The sequence below is a fragment of the Psychrobacter sp. genome, assembly GCF_030457785.1.
Lineage (GTDB): Bacteria > Pseudomonadota > Gammaproteobacteria > Pseudomonadales > Moraxellaceae > Psychrobacter.
This window is the reverse complement of the sequence record NZ_JAKDUI010000190.1, coordinates 1-5,349: the sequence shown is the minus strand read 5'-3', so window position 1 is coordinate 5,349 and position 5,349 is coordinate 1. Positions and strand designations below refer to the sequence as shown.

Annotated in this window: 3 protein-coding genes and 1 pseudogene; all 4 read left to right on the top strand. The window is 44.7% G+C overall.

Annotated elements, in window-relative coordinates:
- Positions 1-211 (top strand): hypothetical protein (locus tag L0J61_RS08990; RefSeq protein ID WP_301466108.1); only part of this gene is annotated, 211 nt, incomplete at its 5' end.
- A 236-nt stretch (positions 212-447) separates the two neighbouring features.
- Positions 448-1,293, top strand: a pseudogene (locus L0J61_RS10715) (toprim domain-containing protein); the annotation flags it as partial.
- Positions 1,294-3,214: 1,921 nt separating this feature from the next.
- Positions 3,215-3,571, top strand: a complete 357-nt coding sequence (locus L0J61_RS08980) for a hypothetical protein (RefSeq protein ID WP_192992327.1) — start codon at positions 3,215-3,217, stop codon at positions 3,569-3,571.
- A 326-nt stretch (positions 3,572-3,897) separates the two neighbouring features.
- Positions 3,898-5,070 carry a DUF3596 domain-containing protein gene (locus tag L0J61_RS08975; protein WP_301466106.1) on the top strand — a complete coding sequence of 391 codons (1,173 nt, stop codon included), beginning with the start codon at positions 3,898-3,900 and terminating at the stop codon, positions 5,068-5,070.
- Positions 5,071-5,349: the final 279 nt, after the last annotated feature.

The following is a 5,349-nucleotide window of genomic DNA, read 5'->3' as shown; positions in this document are numbered from 1 at the left end:
TACCACCAAAATGAAAGTGAGCACATTACAAGCTACGAACAAAGGACAGTTACATAAATCCAATCGTAAAGCCATACCTATTCGACTTCTGCCAGAACAACACGCTGAACTTAAAAAAACTGCAGCTACTGAGATTCGTTCTATGGGATTTATCGCATTACGGCGCTACCAAGCTGGTCTGCAATTAGAGCAGTCAAAGCAACCAACCTAATATATTGACACTGCCATCGCAAACACAGTCGAGATGACAGTGTCATTTTTGGGCGATGAGGGAAGTACCGGTCAGTACTTCAGAAATTATCAGCCATATCCAACAATATTCGTATTCACCCGACCCCTTTAGATCAGCGCTTATCAGATCAGTAGTTTCATCACTACTAGACATGAAAACAGTCAATCCATCGTAGGCATAAACCAAACCACTTACCAAACCAAACGAGCACTATTATGCAAACCATGCAAGATGATACCCGTAGCGAGCTAATCACTCGCCTCGTACAAGATTATGGTCTCAAATTCTCCAGCGACCGTCAGTTTTTGCGTTATGGCCGCTGCCCGTCATGCGGCAAAAAGGAGTTATTCACCGGTGCTGATGCGCCGTGGACGATCCAGTGTGGCCGCGCTAATAAATGCAATTACCAAGCATCTACTCGCGATATTTACCCAGACATATTCGCCAATTGGACGAAGAAAAACCCACCAACACCCAGCAACCCAAATGCCACGGCTGACGCTTATCTTCAGTCGGGACGTGGCTTTGCTATTGTCAAATGGCAAGGCAGCTATACCCAAGAAGTATTCAAAGACTTCTATTCTGATTTTACTTGTCCTAGTGTCCGTTTCAACATCACAAGCGAAGGGCAAACTCTAGGGTATTGGGAACGGCTGATAGAACCCGCCGCAAATATAAAAAAGGCCCGTGTACAAACAGGCTTTAAATTTAAAGGTCATGCTTGGCTACCGCCAAAGCTGCACCTACAGCATGGCATCTGGCCATATGTGAAAGAGCTATGGATTACTGAAGGCATCTTTGACGCCATGGCACTGACTGAGAACGGCTTACATGCCATTAGCAACATCACCGCCGGTAACTTCCCAGCGCACACCTTAGCGCAAATAAAAGCACGAATGGCAGAGCTTGGTAAGCCACTGCCCAAGCTTATCATAGCACTCGATAGCGACCATGCTGGACGCAAAGCCACTGACAAACTGGTGGCCACCGCACGCCAAAACGGCTGGGATGTCACCGCCGCACAGTCAAGTGAGTACAGCGACGGTGCAGACTGGAACGACCTACACAAAGCAGGAAAACTCACCAAGTCAGACCTTGAACGCTACCGCTTTTATGGTGAGCTGCTTATTGCTGAGACAGCAAAGGACAAGGCGCTACTGACGTACAACCAGTATGGCACCACTAGCTTTTATATGTTTTTCAACAGTTGCACCTACTGGGTAAAAGTAGACAGCGAGAGCTTTGATAAAGCCAAGCAAATGGATGCGGACAGCGAACCGACAGAGGATCTATTCAATACTGAAGAAGAATTAAAAGAAGCCGTACAGCTATGGCATGACGATCTAATGCAGTCTTGCATGACTGTCACCCAAATCATGAACTGTCAGCCACAAGCACTCTATTATCAGCAAAACCTTGTCACTGATGAGTCGTGGTATTTTTTTAGTATTCGCACACCACAAGGCGACACTAAAAATACCTTTACCGGTAGCCAACTGTCGGCCGCTGGTGAATTTAAAAAGCGCCTATTATCAGTCGCGCCTGGCGTCATCTATCAAGGCAATTCAAAGCAGTTAGATGTCATGTTGGGACGCATGATTAACGGCATCAAGACAGTAGAAACCATCGACTTTATCGGTTACAGCAAAGACCATCAGACTTACATTTTTAACGATATCGCTATTCGTCATGGTCAGAGCTACCCGCTCAATGCTGATGATTATTTTGACCTGCCAAATAATAAAAGCCTAAAGACACTCGCTGCCAGTCCAAATATCAGAATCGGTGACCGCCCCAAAGATCCAGCCAACTGGTTAGCGGACATCATATCTGGCTGGGGTGTGCAAGGCGTCATTAGTCTGGTCGGCTTCATGGGCAGCTTATTTGCCCAGCAAGTACGTGACCGTCAAAAGTCCTTTCCTTTTTTAGAAATCGTAGGTGAGCCTGGTACTGGTAAATCCACTCTACTTAGCTTTTTTTGGCGCTTGATAGGTCGTGACGGCTACGAGGGTATCGATCCTAACAAAACCACCAAAGCCGGTCGTCTGCGCTCATTATCACAAACCTCAAATATGCCTAGTGTCTTTATTGAGTCTGACCGTGATGGTGCCGGCACTGGTCGCAATAGTCAGTTCAATTGGGACGAACTAAAAAACCTATATGACGGCGGCACGATTGGCACACGCGGCGTCAAATCAGCCGGCAACGAAGTCTACGAGCCACCGTTTCGTGGCACTATCGTCATCAGTCAGAATTTGCCCGTGGTGGCGTCCAAGGCAGTGCTAAGCCGTATCTGCCACCTATTCTTTGCATTGGACAACCAGACCCGAGATTCTGAAGCAGCAGCCAGACGCATTGAGGCACTACAGACCGAAGATGTCAGTCATTTTTTAGTCGATATTCTCAAGATGGAAGACAAGATACTGCAGGTATTTTTTGATACCAAAATAGCGCATGAGAACTGGTTAAAAGACAGCGGTGTCAAAGCTTTTCGTGTTGCTCATTGCCACGCGCAGATACTCGCCATGTTTGATGCGATGAAACTGGTATTGCCAGATTTGCAACGCTTGGACGGGGCCGTAAAGCAGGAAGTATTCAATATGGCAACCGAGCGCGATCAGACGCTTGACACCGAGCATCCGCTCAATATCCAGTTCTTTGATGTACTCGAACGCTTGAATGCAGCGCCCAACGCAATCGAAGGTGCTGGTCATCATATTCGCCGCTTGCATATCAACCACAGCAAAGACCCCAATTTGTTGGCAATCAGTATGCCAGAGATATATCAGCTAGCAAACGAATACCGTTATGACCTACCGCCGCAAGCGGATATGCACAACGCGCTACGCCAGTCACGACAATTTAAGTTTGTCGCCGCAAACAAGGTCGTGGCATCAAAAATAGCAGGACGCTCAATGCGCTGCTGGGTGTTTGAAATGCCTAAAAACCTAAGCCTCACTTGATCAAAAAGGAACCCAAACCATGAATCTATTACTAGCAGGACTACAGACTGAAGAAGAGTATGCGCGTGAGCGAGCTGCTAAAAGCAAACAGCATAAAGAAGCGCTTACCAAGGTATTAAAAATGGCATTGGATGATTGCGGTGGCAGTCGTGTCTGTCGTGATTTTCTATTGTCGTTATATAACGGTCACGCTTACCCATTCAATATGAACGGCTTACGCAATCTAGATGGCGGATTATATGCGGCTTGCATCACGATAATGAATATCGATTGCAGACCGAATCCACCGTTTGAGATTCATAACTGGTTTATCAATGGCGATGAAATATTTGCAAGCCTTAAAGCCAGTCGCTCCGAATCGGATAAAGGAAAATAACTAATGGACTTAAACAAATTAATGCAAATGGCGATAGAACATCAGCAGCAGCAAGAAGCCTCAAAGCTACAGCACAACGCCACTTTTGAACTATTGGCTTTAACCTTTATCTGAACGATTCCACTTAGGCACAAAAAAACAGCCCTCACCATAATGAGGACTGTTTTAACAGATAATTTGAACCAAAAGCCCAAACCAAGAGCTTTTTAGTGGCTCATTAGTTACCAAACCAGATTTTTATTATAGCGTCAATTTAGCATAAAAGCTAGTTATATTAATACCTTAAGGTTTTCACACATACACTTTTACGCACAGGAGAACACCAAGTGGCCAGTATCGAACCACTCCGGACCAGTATTCGCATTATTTGGTATATGAACGGCGAAAAAGACAGCGAAACACTGCTAAACACACCGCCCACTGCTGCCAACAAAGCCAATGCTCAAAAAATAGCGGATATGGTAGAGCAACAGATTCAAATGGGTATATTTGACCGTGATGCCGTATTCCCAACGTCACCAAAGCGGCAAGCCTCGTACTTTGGCTACTATATCCCGATTTGGCAAAATGCCGAACAAAGCAAAGTCTCTCCTACGTCATGGGACACATATATTGGTAAAGTGGCCAATCATATAACGCCCTATTGGCAAAGTAAGCAGATCAGTAAGATTAGTGCTGAAGATGTGGAATATTGGGTTTATAAAGTATTGAGAGCTGAGCTGTCGCCCAAGACCATAGTCGATATATTAGGACTATGGCGCTCGATTTGGAGCTATTGGGCGCGTCATGAGAGGAACCCAAATGACCCCAGCCAATACATCAAGCTCAATAGCAAAGACCCAGCGGACATCGATCCATTTACCCGCGAAGAGATAGCACAAATCATAAATACCGAAACAGACGCGACTATGCGCAACCTATGGACTGTAATGCTTTGGTCTGGACTATCCAGTCATGAACTGATGCCATTAGCCATAGAAGATATTAACTTTAATAAATCAACGGCATACATCAAACGCGGCTTTGTCAAAGGCATTCATAAAGCCACCAAAAACCGTAGACGTAAACGCCAAATAGAACTGCTGCCCATCGTCGTAGACGCATTGGCCAATCAAGCAGAATTGGTAGCGAATCATAAAGCGCAAACCATCAAAGTCTTAGAGCGAGACAATCACACCTATGAGCAGCAGCAGCTTACTTGGCTTTGGCTTAACCCTCGCACTGGCAGCCACTATACCTATCCGCAATTAGAGAAGCGCTGGAAACGTCACCTAGACAGCTGCGACATTCCCTATCGCGCTTTGAATAACGGTCGCCATACTTACGCGAGCCAAGTGCTATCGACAGGCATCATCAGCGCTGAGTGGTTAGCCAATCAGCTAGGCCACGTCAACACAGAAATGATCCACAAACACTACGGCAAATTCATCCCCAGTGATAGCCGACACATCATTCGCAACCTAGCAAACGCCTTAAACAATCATCACAATCAGCCCTAAATTTAGGGCTTTTTTATTCCTATATCATCAGTTCAGGTAATTAAATACCATATGGGTAGCGATAATAGGTAATTGTAGTAATAGCTCGATAAACAAGACCTAAGTCATTGATATAATTGTTATTTAAAAATACCTTAATATGGTAATAAAAAGTAATTATAATTACATATATTAGTTAAGCATATGATATATATAGTTTTTATAGTCTCTTAATTAATACCTTTTAGCTGTGTATTCAATTACTTAATAATTACCTTCAAATTACAAAAAAAATCCAAT

Bases quoted from the DNA above. Each gene is read 5' to 3' on its own strand.
- L0J61_RS08980 (WP_192992327.1), top strand. From the start codon at position 3,215: ATGAATCTATTACTAGCAGGACTACAGACTGAAGAAGAGTATGCGCGT.